Below are 14,334 nucleotides of genomic sequence, written 5' to 3' on the forward strand. Positions count from 1 at the left end.
GAGCCGGGCGACGGCAACGGCGTCCAGAACAACGCGACCGGAATCAGTCCACGTCCGGATCCAGCTCGGCCAGCACCCCGGGCGAAAGCGCGCGCATCTGGCCCGTCGACGCCTCGGCGACGAGCATCTTCGCGGCCGAGTCCGGTGGTACCGAGCTCTTCGACAGCGCGTCCAACGCGACCGTGTCACCGACGTCCTCGCCCGCCCGCTCGCTCAGCAACCAGCGGACCTCCAACAGGTCGCAGTAGGCCTGGATGGGCTCGCCGACCCCGCCCACGGCCTTGTGCGCGCGGTCCATGCCGGGATTGAGCACCTCGTCGGTCCACCGGCGCGCGGCGATCTGCTCGGAGATGAACGCGCTCGTCTCGCGTTGCAGCTTGCCCTGATAGGCCCGCAGGTCGGCGAGCAGGATCTTGGCCTGGCCCTCGCCCACGTCGAGGCCGGTGATGTTCTGCAGTTGCGTGGCGTGGAACCGGCGGGCCGCGACGACCAGTTTCAGTTGCAGCGTCTGGGTTCCGTCGCCGGTGAACTGGAGGTTGACCTCGTCGACGGCGAAGCCCAGTTCGTGGATTTTTCGGATCTGACCCTCGATCTGGAACCGCTCGTCGTAGGAGATCACCGGCTCGGCGTGCAACACGTCCCACAGCGCCTCGTACCGCGTCGCCACGCTGGCGGCCTCCTCGACCAGCGCGTCGAACATCTCTTCGGACTGGTCGAGACGGAGGGCCAGGTCGTACAGGCCGGCGGCGACGTTCTCCACCAGGATGTCGACGTCGTGCTGGCGCTGGCCGGAACTGAGCTGCGGGTGGATCTCGCTGGTCTCGGCGTCGACCAGCCAGGCCTGCAACACCTGGCCGTCGCGCGAGAACAGTGTGTTGGCGAGCGAGCAGTCGCCCCAGAAGACGCCGTTGCGGTGGAGGTCGACCAGGAGGCTCGCCATCGCGTCGAGCAACCGGTCGCGGTGGGCGCGTTGCTCGGGCGGGATGCGCATGAGCAACCGCCGGTACTGCCAGGAACGTTCAAGATACCGGGTGACGAGGATCGCGTTGCCCTCGTCGGGTTGCACCACCAGCCCAGCGGGGCGCACGGCGGGCAACGACCGCGCCTCCAGGTCACGCAGGACGGCGTACTCCTTCTCGGCGATACGTTGCGGAAGCTCCTTGAGCGCCCACAGCGCCCCGTCGGTCTCCACGAAGCGCACGAGGTGCCGGCTGGGGCCGACGGGGATGTCGCGGAACGGCACCTCGGTGGCGTCCCAGTCGCGCAGCGGTTCCAGCCACGGAAGCGCGAGAAGCCCGGGTGTCGGTACCCGCAGCCGTATGGCCGGTGCTGGCACGATGCAGCCTCCTATCCTGGGGACCCCGATGACAGGGTCCCCAGGATCCGATCCTAGGCGGGCGTCCGCGGGGCGGGCGTCCTGGGCACCGCCGGCTCCACCGGTTCCTGTTGCCGGGTCAGGTTCTCGCCGGTGCGCGGGTCGAACAGGTGCATGCGCGCCGGGTCGAGCCACAGGGAAGCGCTTTCCCCGTCGCGGATGCGGCTCATCGGATCGAGCGACACCACCATCTGCGTGCGCAGGTGCTCGCTGTCGAGCTCCTGCTCCAACTCGGTCAGCTGGGCCAGAATGTCCTCCGGCGCCTCGTACGGGATGTAGGCGTACTGCGAGTCGCCGAGCCACTCCGTCACGTCGACCGGGACCTCGAAGACGGCACCGCGGTCGCGCTTGCCGTCCTCGACGAGCGACGCGTCCTCGAAGTACTCCGGCCGGATGCCGGCGATGAGCAGTGTCCGGTCGCCGATCCGCTCGCGCATCTCGGGCCTCAGCGGCACCGTGAGGAACGGCAGTTCCAACTGGTCGTCGCGGACGGCGGCGGGCAGGAAGTTCATCGGCGGTGACCCGATGAAGCCGGCCACGAAGAGATTCACCGGACGCTCGTACAGCTCGCGCGGCGACGCGACCTGTTGCAGCACGCCCTTGCGGAGCACCGCCACGCGGTCCCCGAGGGTCATCGCCTCCGTCTGGTCGTGCGTCACGTAGACGGTCGTCGTGCCGAGCCGCCGCTGCATGCGCAGGATCTCGGTGCGCATCTGGCCGCGCAGCTTGGCGTCCAAATTGGACAGTGGCTCGTCGAACAGGAACGCGTCGGCCTGACGCACGATCGCCCGGCCCATCGCGACCCGCTGCCGCTGACCGCCGGATAGCTGGCTGGGCTTGCGTTGCAGGTGTTCGGTGAGCTCGAGCAGGCTCGCGGCGTTGCCGACGCGCTCCTTCACCTCCGCTTCGGGCGCCTTGCGCAACCGCAACGGGAACGCGATGTTCTCGAACACCGACAGGTGCGGGTAGAGCGCGTAGTTCTGGAAGACCATCGCGAGGTTGCGGTCGCGCGGTGCCTTCTCGTTGACGCGCTTGTCACCGATGATCATGTCGCCGGACGTGATGTCCTCCAGCCCGACGATCATCCGCAGCAACGTGGACTTCCCGCACCCGGACGGACCGACCAGGATCATGAACTCACCGTCGGCGATGTCGAGGCTGACGTCCTTGACCGCCTTGAAGCCGTCGCCGTAGGTCTTGGTGATGTTCTTGATGGTGATGGCAGCCATGTCTTCGCTATCCCTTCACTGCGCCCGAGGTGAGACCCGCGACGATCTTTCGTTGGAAGAGCAGCACCATGATGACGACCGGAATCGTGACGATGACGGCCGCCGCGGCGATCGCGCCGTACGGCTGCTCGAACTGCGTGGCGCCGGAGAAGAACGCCATCGCGGCCGGCACCGGGCGGGCGTTCTCGCTCGACGTCAGCGAGATGCCGAACAGGAAGTCGTTCCAGCAGAAGAAGAACGTCAGGATCGCGGCGGTGAACACGCCCGGCGCGGCCAGCGGCACGATCACCTTGCGGAACGCCTGCCACGCCGTGGCGCCGTCGACCTGCGCCGCCTGTTCCATCTCCCACGGGATCTCACGGAAGAACGCCGACAGCGTCCACAACGCCATCGGCAGCGAGAACGACATGTACGGGATGATCAGCCCCGGCCAGGTGTCGTACAGCCCGACCGAGCGCCAGATCGTGAACATGGGCCCGATCAACGACACCGCGGGGAAGATCGCGATCGCCAGCGCGGTCGACAGGATCACCTTCTTGCCCGGGAAGTTCAGCCGCGCGATCGCGTAGGCCGCGAGCGTCGCGATGACGACCGAGAGCGTGGTCGCGATCAGCGAGATGCCGATCGAGTTCCGCAGCGCCGACGTGAACAGGTCCTGACCCAGCACTGCCTGGTAGTTGTCGAAGCTCCAGTCGCGCGGGAAGAAGTTCCCGTCGGTGAGTTGCGCGCCGGTCTTGAACGAGAGACTGATGATCCACATGACCGGAAGCGCGGTGTAGACGATGATGGCGATCGACCCGATGATCCACCATCGTTGCTTCTTCTCCATCAGCGTTCACCCCTCGCGGCTCCGATGTCGGTCTTGAACCCCTTCACGAACAGCACCGCGATCAGCACCACGCAGATGAACAACAACACCGACACGGCCGAGCCGAGGCCGATGTTCAACCGGTTGATCATCTGGTTGTAACTGAGGAACGACAACGTTTCCGTGTCGTTCGCGCCGCGCGTCATGACGAACACCGTGTCGAAGATGCGGAACGCGTCGAGCGTGCGGAACAGCACCGCGACGAGGATCGCCGCCTTCATGTTGGGGATCGTCACGCGCCACAACCGTTGCCACGCCGTCGCTCCGTCGACCTCGGCCGCCTCGCCCAGCACGCTGGGCACCGTCGCGAGACCGGCGAGCAGCAGCAGCGAGATGAACGGCGTGGTCTTCCACAGTTCCGCGAGGAAGATAACGAACAGCGAGCTCCACCGGTCACCGAAGAAGTTCTTGTCCGTACCGAGGAGTGAGTTGACGAACCCGGCCGTCGGGTCGAACGCGAACTGCCACGCGAACGCCGACACGACCGTGACGATGCCGTACGGGATGAGGATCGCGACACGCACCGTCTTCCGGCCGAAGATGGCCCGGTGCATGACCATCGCGAAGATGAACCCGATGACCAGTTCCGCCGCGACCGTGAAGACCGTCAGCAGAACCGTGGTGAACATGTCGTTCCACCACAGCAACGACTTCAGCACCGTGACGTAGTTGCTCAACCCCACGAACTCGCGGTCGTCGGGCGACGCGAGCGTGTACCGGTTGAACGACAACCAGATCGAGTTGAGGACGGGGTAGAGCGTCACGATCATCATGAGCGCGAACGCGGGACCGGCCAGCAGCAGCCCGAGCCGGCGCTCGTGCCGCTCCCGCTCGCTGATGGGCGCCTTCGTGGCTTTGTCGGAGGCCGTTTCGGTGCGCTCGACCTCGGCTCCCGGCTGGGTGGGTACCTCGACACTCACAGCAGCACCTTGCCTTTCAACGCCTGTCCGATCAGCCGGTCGCTCCTGCGGGGTGTGTACGAGGGGTTCACCGACGACGGGGGATGCCAGGTGCGTTGGACCGCGATCGTCACGTCGTTGTAGAACGGCGAGAGCGGACGCGGTGCGGCCTGGTCGATGGATTCCCGGATCAACGGAGCGAACGGGTACTTCGCGAGGATGGCGGGATCGTCGTAGATGGCGGCCCGGGTGGCCGGTTCGCCGAGCGTGTCCATGCGTTGTTTCTGGCTCTCCGGCGACGTGATGCACGCGACGGCCTCGAAGGCCAGCGGTCGCTTGGCCGCCGGCGTGTACGCACCGACACCGATCATGGCGCCGCCGATGGGTGGTGCGCTAGCCCGGTTCGCGTCGACGCGCGGGTACCGGGCCCAGGCGTAGTCGTCGAAGATCGCCTTGAATTTGGGATCCTTCTTGGCGTTCTCGCTCCCGAGCCCGTAGATGTACGGCCAGTTCAGCATCGCCCAGGCGGTGCCGTTCTGGAACGCCGCCCGCGTGCTCTCCTCGACCGCCGTCGACAGGCCGAAATCGGCGGCCGGCGACTTCGCGAACTTCTCGATGATCTCGGCCGCCCGGCGTCCCGCGTCGCTGTCGATGTCCGCCGTGGCCTTCGAACCGAGGTCGACGTCCTTCAGGATCGAGCCGCCGGCGGAGCTCACGAGGCCGTTGATCCAGACCATGTAGCCCTCGTAACGGTTGCCCTGGATCTCCACGAAGCGCGAGTTCTCCGGCATCTTCGACGACGCGTCGATCAGGTCGTCCCAGGTGAAGTTCTCGGCGGTGGGGTCGACGCCGGCCTGCTGTGCCAACGACTTCCGGTACCAGAGCAGTTGGCTGTTCGACGAGAACGGGGCCGCGTACAGCTTGCCCTTCCAGGTGGCGGATTCCTTGGGACCCTCGAGCAGGTCGGCGGTCGCCTTCGCCTCGTCGTCGCCCTCGAACGGCAGGATCCACTTGGCTTCGGCGAACTCGGGGGCCCAGATGACGTCCATGAAGAGGACGTTCATCGTCTTGTCCTTGGCGGCCAACCGCCGCACGAGTTGTTCGCGCTGGGCGTCGGCGCTGTTCGGCAGCGTCTCCCGTCGGATGACGTAGCGGCCGTTCGCCTCCTGGTTGCATCTGTCGACAATCTTGCCCACGACGCCGGAGGAGTCCGGGCTCTGCCAGAACGTGAGGACGTTGGCGCCGTCGTCGCTTCCGCAGGCGACGAGGGTGGGTGCCGCGACGACGGCCGCGAGGAACAGGGCCAGTTTCTGTCGTGGCCGGGGATGGTTCATGCGCAAGACGCACCTCCCGGGGAGTGGAGCGCATCCGTCAGCCGGTGACGCTGACGGGAGTCGCACTCATCTGTGCAACTCCCTCACTGTGCGCTCAGCCCGGCGATCTCGCATGTCGACGGCCGTAACCTGGCGTCAAAGCTCCCGAAATATCCGTCGTGCTCGGCTGGCAGATCGACGCAGACAGAAACGGGCAGAAACAAACCGGGCATGGATCTTCATCCATGCCCGGCCAAAAGCTGGTGGACCGCTACGCGCCGCCGGCGTTCAACGTGACCGCCTTCGGGGTGAAGCCGCTCCCCGTGACGTCGACGCCGGCCGACTTGGCCTTGTCGATCGCCTTCTGGACGTACTCGTTCGTGAACGCCTGCCCCTCGGGCTTCTTGGTCAGCACGGTCTTGCCGTCCTGGTTCTTGGTGCTCTGTGACAGCTCGACCGTGCGGTTCCAGTCGCCCTCGTCGACCAGGCCGATGCCCTTCGACGACGGCCAGATCAGCTTGCTGGTCTCGTTCATCTGCCACAGCTGGTGACTGGCGCCGAGCTTGGAGCCCTTCTTCACCACCAGATCGCGGCACTCCTCCGGGTTGTCGCGGCAGAACGCCCAACCCTTGATCGTGCCCGTCAGCAGTTTGACCGTGGTCTCCTGGTACGCCTTGTCGCCCAGCCGCGACGTGTTGGCCCACACCGCGTCCTGCAACATCGCGGTGCCTTCCTTGTTCCAGTCGATGATGGCGAAGTCGGACGGCTGGTACAGCTTGCCCGTCGCCGGGTTGGTGGCCTCCAGCACCTGCGCGTACTCGTTGTAGCTCATCGCCTGTGCCGCGTCGATGTCACCGCGCAGCAGCGCCTGCATGTCGAACTGCTGCTGCACCAACGTGACGTCCTTGCCCGGGTCGAGCCCGGCCTTGGTCAGGCCGGCGAACAACTCGAACTCGTTGCCGAAGCCCCAGTTGCCGACCTTCTTGCCCTTGAGGTCCTTCGCGGAGGAGATCCCCTTGTTCGCGAACGCCACCTGGTACGTACCGGACCGGGCGAAGAACTGCCCGACGTCGGTGATCTGCACGCCCTGCTCGCGCGAGGCGAGCGCCTTCGGCACCCAGGCCACCGCGTAGTCGGCGCGGCCCTGGCCGAGCACGGTCTGCGGGACGATGTCGACCCCGCCTTCGATCAGCTCGACGTTGAGTCCTTCTTCTTTGTAGAAGCCCTTTTCCACCGCCGCGATGTAGCCCGCGAACTGTGCCTGGAAGAACCACTGGAGCTGGAGCTTGACGTTGGTCACGCCGTTGGACGTCGAGGGCGCGCCGTTGTTCTGGTCGGCCGTCCCGCACGCCGACACGGTCAGTGCGGTCACCGCCGCTAGGACAAGGAAACGAAATCTGGTCATCGGTCCTCCGCGAAGTCGAGGGTCAATGAGCCTGGCTACGCCGCCAGGGCATCGCGAAGCGTTCCGCCACGAGTGTGGCGAGGTAGAAGATCAGACCGAGAATGCACGCGCCGACCACGTAGGCCCACGCGCGCGGGTAGGCGGTGAACGCCGCCGCCGAGGTGATCCGCGAGCCCAGGCCGTCCTGGAGCCCGCCGAAGTACTCCGACACCACGGCGGCGATGACCGCGAGCGACGACGCCTGCCGCAGACCGGTGAACACGAACGGCAGCGCGCCCGGCAGGCGCACCAGCCGCGCGAACGTCCAGCCGGACGCGGCATAGCTGTCCATCAACTCCTGGTGGATGGGGTGGACCTCCCGCAGGCCCCGCAAGGTGTTCACGAACACGGGAAAGAACGCCACGATCGCCACCACGACGCGGCGCGGAATGCTACTGGTGGTGTCGAACATGTTGTTGAGAATCGGGGCGAGCGCGATGATCGGCAGCGCGTTGGCGAGCGCCGCGATCGGCACCGACACCTCGGCCAGGATCTGCAACCGGCTGGCCACCAACGCCGCCGCCAACGCGAGAGCCGAACCGAAGATCAGGCCCACCAACGCGTTGGCACCGCTGGCGAGGCCCGCCTCCCACACCACCGACCGGTCGAGCCACAGCTGTTCACCGATCGCCGACGGCGCCGGCAGGATGAACGGCGCGATCCGGCCGGCGCGCACGATCAGTTCCCACAAGGCGAGGCCCGCCAGCCCCACCACGAGCGGCGGGAGGACCGAACGGACCCATCTCATACGTCGACCTCGACGTCTTCGTCCACTGTGGTCTCGATACCGCGCAACGCCTTACGCACCTTGGTGATCGCGGTGAAGAACCCGGGCGACTGCCGGGTCGCGTCGGTGCGCGGTCCCAGATCGATCTTCACGGTGTCGGTGATCCGTCCGGGCCGCGCCGACATCACCACCACGAGGTCGGAGAGGAACACGGCCTCCGGTATCGAGTGGGTGACGAACACCGTGCTGGTTCCGGTTGCCGCGCAGACGCGCAGCAACTCGGACTGCAGGCGTTCGCGTGTCATCTCGTCGAGCGCACCGAACGGTTCGTCCATCAGGAGCAAAGGCGGGTGGACCGCGAGAGCGCGCGCGATCGCGACGCGTTGCTGCATGCCGCCGGAGAGTTGGGCCGGATAGTGCCCGGCGAAGTCGGACAGCCCCACGAGGGCGAGCATCTCCTCGGCCCGGGCCTTCCGCTCCGCGCGGCTCTGCCCGCGCAGTTCCAGCGGCAGCTCGACGTTGCGCCGCACCGTCCGCCAGTCGAACAGCCCCGCCTGTTGGAAGGCGATGCCGTACTCCTGGTCGAGCCGGGCCCGACGGGCGGGCTTGCCGGCCACGGTGACCGTGCCCGACGTGGGTGGCACCAGGTCGGCGATGAGCCGCAGCAGGGTGCTCTTGCCGCACCCGGAGGGCCCGATCAGCGACACGAACTGTCCACTGTCGACAACGAGGTCGATGTCGTGCAGCGCGGCGACCTCGTCGGGCCGCCCCTTGTTGAACGTCTTCGAGACGCCACTTACCTCAACAGCGGTCATGGCAACAGAACCCTCCGGCGGTGACGCGTGAGGGGCCATTCCACCAGAGCCACGAATCCGGCGACGGCCAGGCCCAGCAACGCCGCGCCGAGCATCGCCGTGTACACCTTGGCCGGGTCGCTGGTGGCCTCGCGGGAGTACTCGATGACGAGCCGGCCGATGCCTCCCCGCGTCCCCGTGGAAATTTCTCCGACCACCGCGCCCACGACCGCGGCCGCGCCGGCCAGACGCAGCGCCGGGAACAGGTACGGCGTCGCGGCCGGCATCCGCAGCTTCACGAGCGTGCGCCACCACCCGGCGGCGTAGCTGCGCATCAGTTCGACCCCGATCGCGGACGGCGACTGCAGGCCCCGCAGCATGCCGACCGCGACCGGGAAGAACGCGAGGTACGCGGCGATCAGCGACACCGACATCCACGGCTGCCACGGGTACGGCCCGAGCGACAGCGCGCCGCCCCAGCCGGCCACGAGTGGCGCCAGCGCCACCAGCGGCACGGTCTGCGACAGCACCACCCACGGCAGGAGACCCCGTTCGGCGACGCGGAACCGCTGCATCAGCACCGCGAGAAGCAGTCCGATGAACGTGCCGACGAGAAAGCCGACGGCGGTGATACCGAGCGTGAAGAGGCACGCGTCGAACACGACCCTCCACACCGGACGACCGCCGGCCAGTTCGGGCTCACCCAACCGGTTCAGGACGTCGAGCACGTGCGGCATCGCCGCGTCGTCGGTGCGCGGCAGGATCCGCACACCGAACAACGACGTGCCGTCGGTGTCGCCGACGGCCTTGTAGCCCTCCCACAGCGCGCCGCCCACGAGGAGCGCGAGCACCGCGCCGAGCACCTTCCTCACGCGAACGTCGGCAGGATCTCGGCGCCGTAGGCGTCCAATGTGGACTCCTTGGCGTCGTGCTGCAGGTACAGCGCGAACTGGTCGACGCCGAGTTCCTTCAGCTCGGTGAGTCGCTTGACGTGCTCGTCGACCGGACCCAGGAGGCAGAACCGGTCGACGATCCCGTCGGGCACGAAATCGGTGTGGGTGTTGCCCGCCCGGCCGTGCTCGGCGTAGTCGTAGCCCTTGCGGCCGGCGATGTAGTCGGTGAGCACCTGCGGCACTCCCCCACCCGCGGCGCCGTACCGGGACACGATGTCGGCCACGTGGTTGCCGACCATGCCGCCGAACCACCGGGTCTGCTCGCGTTGGTGCTCGATGTCGTCGCCGACGTAGGCCGGCGCCGCCACGCAGAACTTGATGGCGGCCGGGTCACGGCCCGCCTTCTCCGCGGCGGCGCGCACCGCTCCGATCATCCACGCCGCGATGTCCGGGTCGGCCAACTGCAGGATGTACCCGTCGCCGACCTCGCCGGTCAACGCGAGCGCCTTCGGCCCGTACGCGGCCACCCACACCTCTAGCCGGCTCTCCGGCGCCCAGAGGAACTGGAGATCGCGGTCGCGGTAGTTCACCGCGCGTCCGTTGGCCAGTTCCCGGATGACGCCGACGCACTCGCGCAACTCCGCCAGCGTCGTCGGGCGCGCACCGAGCACCCGCACGGCCGAGTCGCCGCGGCCGATGCCGCAGACCGTGCGGTTGCCGTACATCTCGTTGAGGGTGGCGAACGTCGACGCCGTCACCGTCCAGTCGCGGGTGGACGGGTTGGTCACCATCGGCCCGACCACCACCCGCTCGGTGGTGGCGAGGATCTGGCTGTAGATGACGAACGGCTCCTGCCACAGCACGTGCGAGTCGAACGTCCACACGTGACTGAAGCCGGCCCGCTCGGCCCGCTGCGCGAGCGTCACGAGGTCGCGCGCGGGCGGGTCGCACTGGAAGACGACGCCGAAATCCATTGGCCTATCTCACCTTCGGGAAGCCGAGGTCGACCTCGCTGGTGGCCGGGTCGGGCCAGCGGGAGGTGACCACCTTGGTGCGGGTGTAGAACGCCAGGCCGTCCGGCCCGTACATGTGCAGGTCGCCGAACAGCGACGCCTTCCAGCCGCCGAAGCTGTAGTACGCGACGGGCACCGGCACCGGTACGTTGACGCCGACCATGCCGCACACCACGTCGTACTGGAACTGGCGGGCGACGCCGCCGTCACGGGTGAAGATGGCCGTGCCGTTGCCGTACGGGTTGTCGTTGACCAGTTCGAGCGCCTCGGCGTAGGTGTCGACCCGGGTCACCGACAGCACCGGTCCGAAGATCTCGTCGGTGTACAGCGGCGAATCGGTCGGCACCTTGTCCACAAGGGACGGTGCGAGGAAGAAGCCGGGCTGGTTGCTGACGTCGGACTGCCGCCCGTCGACGACCACCTCGGCCGCGCCGGGTGACGCGAGGTAGCCGGCGACCTTGTCGCGGTGCTCGCGGCTGATCAGCGGGCCCATCTCGGCGTCCGGATCGCTGGCCGGGCCGGTGCGGATGCGACCGATGCGCTCGCGGATCGCGTCCACCAACGGGTCCGCGACGGCGCCGACGGCCACCACCACCGAGATCGCCATGCACCGCTCGCCGGCGGAACCGTAGCCGGCCGACACGGCGGCGTCGGCGGCCGAGTTCACGTCGGCGTCGGGCAGCACGACCATGTGGTTCTTGGCGCCGCCGAGTGCCTGCACGCGCTTGCCCGCTCTGGTGCCCGTCTCGTAGATGTGTTTCGCGACGGGCGTCGAGCCGACGAAGCTGACCGCCTGGATGTCGGGGTCGGCCAGGATCGCCTCGACCGCCTCGCGGTCGCCCTGCACGACGTTGAACGCGCCGTCCGGCAATCCGGCCTGGCGCAACAGATCCGCCAGCAGCAACGAGACCGACGGGTCCTTCTCGCTGGGCTTGAGCACGAACGTATTGCCGGCCACCAGCGCGTTGCAGAACATCCACATCGGCACCATGGCCGGAAAGTTGAACGGCGTGATGCCGGCGACGACGCCGAGCGGTTGCCGGATCGAGTAGACGTCGACGCCGGTGGACGCCTGCTCGCTGTAGCCGCCCTTGAGCAGATGCGGTGCGCCGCAGGCGAACTCGACGTTCTCCAGTCCCCGCGCCACTTCGCCACCGGCGTCCGCCACGGTCTTGCCGTGCTCCGACGACAGCAGCGACGCGATCTCCTTGCGGTTCGCGTCGACGAGTTCCCGGAAGCGGAACATGACCTCGGCCCGGCGGCTGAGCGACGCGGCCCGCCACGACGGGAAGACGCCGAGCGCGGTCTCGACGGCCGTGCGCACCTCGGCGGCCGTCGCCGCCACGATTTCGGCCTGCTGTTCGCCGGTTGCCGGGTCGAAGACCGGCAGCTTTCTGGTTCCCGTGCCGGCGACAGCGGCGCCGTTGATCCAGTGGTGGACGGTTCTCATGACCGCCTCCTTAAATGAGGTAGTCGCTGAGGCCGCGGCGCAGGAACTGCCCGTGACCCTTGCGGCCGTGGTAGTTGCCCGCGGAGTCGACGATCACCGTGCCGCGCGACAGTACGGTGTCGACCTTCCCCGCGATCTCGTAGCCTTCCCAGGCCGAGTGGTCCATGTTCATGTGGTGCGTCTCGACGCTGATGCGGGTGCGGCCGTTCGGGTCGTACAGCACGATGTCGGCGTCGGATCCGGGCGCGATGACGCCCTTGCGCGGGTACAGCCCGAACATGCGGGCCGGCGTGGTGGCGATGGTCTCCACCCAGCGGGCGAGCGACAGCTTGCCGTCGACCACACCCTGGTACAGCAGGTCGACCCGGTGCTCCACGCCGCCGATCCCGTTGGGAATCTTGGAGAAGTCGCCGACGCCGAGTTCCTTCTGGTCCTTCATGCAGAACGGGCAGTGGTCGGTCGAGACCACGGCGAGGTCGTTCGTCCGCAGGCCGCGCCAGAGGTCCGCGCGGTGCGGCTCGTGCTTGCTGCGCAACGGCGTCGAGCAGACCCACTTGGCGCCCTCGAAGCCGGGCGCGCCGAGCTGGTCCTCCAGCGTCAGGTAGAGGTACTGCGGGCAGGTCTCGGCGAACACGTTGCGACCGTCGTTGCGGGCCCGCGCGACCTGTTCGAGCGCTTCGCTCGCCGAGAGGTGGACGATGTAGAGCGGGCAGTCCTTCGCGACGTCGGCCAGCCAGATGGCGCGGCTGGTGGCCTCCGCCTCCAACTGCGTCGGACGGGTGATGCCGTGGTGGATCGGGTCGGTCTCGCCCCGGGAAAGCGCTTGCTGCACCAGAACGTCGATCGCGATGCCGTTCTCGGCGTGCATCATGATGATCGATCCGTTGTCGCGCGCCTTCTGCATGGCGCGCAGGACCTGGCCGTCGTCGGAGTAGAAGACGCCCGGGTAGGCCATGAACAGCTTGAAGCTGGAGATGCCCTCGTCGGTGACGAGCTGGTCCATCGCCTTCAGCGAGTCGTCGTCGACGCCCCCGAGGATCATGTGGAACGCGTAGTCGATGTGGCAGTTGCCCTCGGCCTTGCCGTGCCAGGCGGCCAGCCCGTCCTGCACCACCTCGCCGGTGCGCTGCACCGCGAAGTCGATGATCGTGGTGGTACCACCGTGGGCGGCGGCCCTGGTTCCGGTGTCGAACGTGTCGCTGGCGAACGTTCCGCCGAACGGCAGTTCCATGTGCGTGTGCGCGTCGACGCCGCCGGGGATGACGTACTTCCCTGTGGCATCAAGGGTTTCGACGCCTTCGGGACCGCGGCCGGGCGCGAATACGGCGGCGATCGTCTCGCCGTCGACGAGCACGTCGGCGGCGTACGGCCCGGACGGGCCGACGACGGTGCCGCCGGTGATCAGCAGAGTCATGCTCTCCCCTTACGGCTTGGTCAGGTCGTCGTAGGCGTCGGGGCGGCGGTCGCGGTAGAACTGCCAGCGGTCGCGGACCGTCTCCAGCAGGTCGAAGTCGAGGTCGCGGACGATCAGCTCGGGGTTGTGGGCGTCGCCCACCTCACCGACGAACTTGCCCTCCGGGTCGACGAAGTAGCTCGATCCGTAGAAGTCGTTGTCACCGAGGTCCTCGATGCCGGTGCGGTTGATCGCGCCGATGAAGTACTCGTTGGCGACGGCCGACGCGGGCTGCTCGAGCTTCCACAGGTACGACGACAGCCCGCGGCTGGTGGCCGACGGGTTGAACACCAGCCGGGCGCCGTTCAGGCCGAGCGCCCGCCAGCCCTCCGGGAAGTGCCGGTCGTAGCAGATGTAGACGCCGACCTTGCCGACGGCGGTGTCGAACACCGGGTAACCGAGGTTGCCGGGCCGGAAGTAGAACTTCTCCCAGAAGCCCTTCACCTGCGGGATGTGGTTCTTGCGGTACTTGCCGAGGTACTTACCGTCGGCGTCGACCACGGCGGCGGTGTTGTACAGGACGCCGGGCTGCTCCTGCTCGTACATCGGCAGCACCATCACCATGCCGAGCTCGGCGGCGAGCGCCTGGAACCGTTCGGTGGTCGGCCCCGGGATGCTCTCCGCGTACGAGTAGAACTCCTTGTCCTGCACCTGGCAGAAGTACGGGCCGTAGAACAGCTCCTGGAAGCAGATGACCTTCGCGCCCTGCGCGGCGGCCTGCCGGGCGTACTCCTCATGTGCCTTGATCATCGATTCTTTATCACCGGTCCAGTTGGTCTGGACGAGTGCGGCGCGGACGACATCTGCCATGGCTGCCGGTCCTCTCCTGATCAGGTGTCACGGCTCCGACCGACCGGTGCGGCTGGCCTTGTTTTG

General features: G+C 67.6%; 13 protein-coding genes. All 13 read right to left on the reverse strand.

The window, feature by feature from the left end; translation table 11 throughout:
- Positions 1 to 43 precede the first annotated feature (43 nt).
- Positions 44 to 1,336, reverse strand: a complete 1,293-nt coding sequence (locus tag Vau01_RS13445; protein WP_203991686.1) for a DUF4032 domain-containing protein — start codon at positions 1,334 to 1,336, stop codon at positions 44 to 46.
- Between the two features lie 53 nt (positions 1,337 to 1,389).
- On the reverse strand, positions 1,390 to 2,604 hold the full coding sequence (locus Vau01_RS13450) for an ABC transporter ATP-binding protein (protein WP_203991689.1): 1,215 nt from the start codon (positions 2,602 to 2,604) through the stop codon (positions 1,390 to 1,392).
- Positions 2,605 to 2,611: 7 nt separating this feature from the next.
- Positions 2,612 to 3,433 (reverse strand): carbohydrate ABC transporter permease, encoded by an 822-nt coding sequence (locus tag Vau01_RS13455; protein ID WP_203991691.1) that lies wholly within the window; start codon positions 3,431 to 3,433, stop codon positions 2,612 to 2,614.
- Positions 3,433 to 4,392: a carbohydrate ABC transporter permease gene (locus tag Vau01_RS13460; protein WP_239151560.1), complete on the reverse strand. Its 960-nt coding sequence runs from the start codon at positions 4,390 to 4,392 to the stop codon at positions 3,433 to 3,435. The genes Vau01_RS13455 and Vau01_RS13460 overlap by 1 nt, the downstream gene beginning before the upstream one ends.
- On the reverse strand, positions 4,389 to 5,705 hold the full coding sequence (locus tag Vau01_RS13465; RefSeq protein ID WP_203991694.1) for an extracellular solute-binding protein: 1,317 nt from the start codon (positions 5,703 to 5,705) through the stop codon (positions 4,389 to 4,391). The genes Vau01_RS13460 and Vau01_RS13465 overlap by 4 nt, the downstream gene beginning before the upstream one ends.
- 250 nt (positions 5,706 to 5,955) lie before the next feature.
- Positions 5,956 to 7,089 carry an ABC transporter substrate-binding protein gene (locus Vau01_RS13470; RefSeq protein WP_203991697.1) on the reverse strand — a complete coding sequence of 378 codons (1,134 nt, stop codon included), beginning with the start codon at positions 7,087 to 7,089 and terminating at the stop codon, positions 5,956 to 5,958.
- Between the two features lie 22 nt (positions 7,090 to 7,111).
- Positions 7,112 to 7,876 carry an ABC transporter permease gene (locus tag Vau01_RS13475; RefSeq protein ID WP_203991700.1) on the reverse strand — a complete coding sequence of 255 codons (765 nt, stop codon included), beginning with the start codon at positions 7,874 to 7,876 and terminating at the stop codon, positions 7,112 to 7,114.
- On the reverse strand, positions 7,873 to 8,670 hold the full coding sequence (locus Vau01_RS13480; RefSeq protein WP_203991702.1) for an ABC transporter ATP-binding protein: 798 nt from the start codon (positions 8,668 to 8,670) through the stop codon (positions 7,873 to 7,875). The genes Vau01_RS13475 and Vau01_RS13480 overlap by 4 nt, the downstream gene beginning before the upstream one ends.
- The gene (locus Vau01_RS13485) at positions 8,667 to 9,521 is read right to left on the reverse strand and encodes an ABC transporter permease (protein ID WP_203991704.1); all 855 of its coding nucleotides are present in this window, start codon (positions 9,519 to 9,521) and stop codon (positions 8,667 to 8,669) included. The genes Vau01_RS13480 and Vau01_RS13485 overlap by 4 nt, the downstream gene beginning before the upstream one ends.
- Positions 9,518 to 10,516, reverse strand: coding sequence for a TIGR03842 family LLM class F420-dependent oxidoreductase (locus Vau01_RS13490; protein WP_203991706.1), 999 nt, complete (start codon positions 10,514 to 10,516; stop codon positions 9,518 to 9,520). Before Vau01_RS13490 ends, Vau01_RS13485 begins: the two co-directional genes overlap by 4 nt.
- 4 nt (positions 10,517 to 10,520) lie before the next feature.
- Entirely contained in the window at positions 10,521 to 12,005 is a 1,485-nt protein-coding gene (locus Vau01_RS13495) for a CoA-acylating methylmalonate-semialdehyde dehydrogenase (RefSeq protein WP_203991708.1), read from the reverse strand.
- Positions 12,006 to 12,015: 10 nt separating this feature from the next.
- Complete coding sequence (gene hydA / locus Vau01_RS13500) at positions 12,016 to 13,419, reverse strand: dihydropyrimidinase (RefSeq protein WP_203991710.1); 1,404 nt, start codon at positions 13,417 to 13,419, stop codon at positions 12,016 to 12,018.
- Between the two features lie 9 nt (positions 13,420 to 13,428).
- Positions 13,429 to 14,268, reverse strand: coding sequence for a nitrilase-related carbon-nitrogen hydrolase (locus Vau01_RS13505; protein ID WP_203991712.1), 840 nt, complete (start codon positions 14,266 to 14,268; stop codon positions 13,429 to 13,431).
- Positions 14,269 to 14,334: the final 66 nt, after the last annotated feature.

Source organism: Virgisporangium aurantiacum, assembly GCF_016863635.1.
In the GTDB taxonomy this organism is placed as follows: Bacteria; Actinomycetota; Actinomycetes; order Mycobacteriales; family Micromonosporaceae; genus Virgisporangium; species Virgisporangium aurantiacum.